1 protein-coding gene is annotated in these 1,149 nt (G+C 45.9%); it reads left to right on the forward strand.

Annotated elements, in window-relative coordinates; genetic code table 11:
• Positions 1-1,149, forward strand: a 1,149-nt coding sequence (locus AB6E30_RS22500; RefSeq protein ID WP_372105329.1) for a hypothetical protein, incomplete at both ends; no start/stop codon positions are given.

The raw sequence follows: 1,149 nt of genomic DNA on the forward strand, positions 1-1,149 counted from the left end.
TCAATACTAACGACGATCTTAAATCGAACGGTTTAGCCGTTGAGTTACGTGAAGACCCGGCAGGGTCGGGTGACTACATTGGTTTTACGACCAGTGCGACGAATGTCGAAACCACGGTATTTACGCTTAGCTTCTCTAGCACTACATTAGGTGAATATACTTTTACTCTGCTTGAGGCTTTGGATCATCAAGATGCCCGAGGCAACAACGACCTCAGTTTTGATTTACCTGTTTATGCGGTAGACAGTGATGGCGATGATTCACTGATGTCTCCGTTAAATGTCACTATCGGTGATGATGTTCAAATCATGCAAGATGATACGTTAGATATCGTCGAGCCAACCGTCGCAGATTTGGCCGCTGGCACAGTGACAACGAGCACCATTGATGTGATGCCAAATCAAAGTGCCGATGGCGCGACGATCACTCAATTCACTTATGATGGCCAGTTTCGAACACTTGACCAAAATGATAATGGCGAGCAGCAGTTTAGCTTCACAGAAGGTGAACTGTTCATCACGCTTCAAGGTGATGTGCGCTTTGAGCCTAATCGTAATCTAGACCACACACTCAGCGAAGACATCGTGAAATCGATTGTGGTGACGTCTAGTGACTCGGATAACGATGTGCTGACTTCAACCGTCACTCTGACCATTACCGATGGTGATATCCCAACCATTGATAATGTTCCAACTGTGAACTTGTCTGAAACTAATCTGAGTGATGGCTCTGCACCTAGCGGCAGCGCGGTGAGTTCAACTCAAACTATTACTTACACCACTCAAAGTGATGATGTGACAAGCTTCCGTATTGAACCGACTGAATTTAATGTTGGTGGCGCTCTCACATCAAATGGATTGGCGGTTGAGCTGAAGGCCGATCCAACCACTCCGGGCGGCTACATCGGCTTTGTTACAGATGGCTCGAATGTTGAAACTAACGTGTTCACGATTAGCTTCTCAGATACCAATTTAGGCCAGTACACCTTCACCTTACTTGAAGCGTTAGACCATGTGGATGGTTTATCGAACAATGATCTGACCTTTGATCTTCCGGTTTACGCGGTCGATAGCGATGGCGATGATTCATTAGTGTCTCAGTTAAATGTAACCATCGGTGATGATGTTCAAATCATGCAGGATGGTACGT

The sequence above is a fragment of the Vibrio sp. 10N.247.311.12 genome (assembly GCF_041467515.1).
In the GTDB taxonomy this organism is placed as follows: Bacteria; Pseudomonadota; Gammaproteobacteria; order Enterobacterales; family Vibrionaceae; genus Vibrio; species Vibrio crassostreae_C.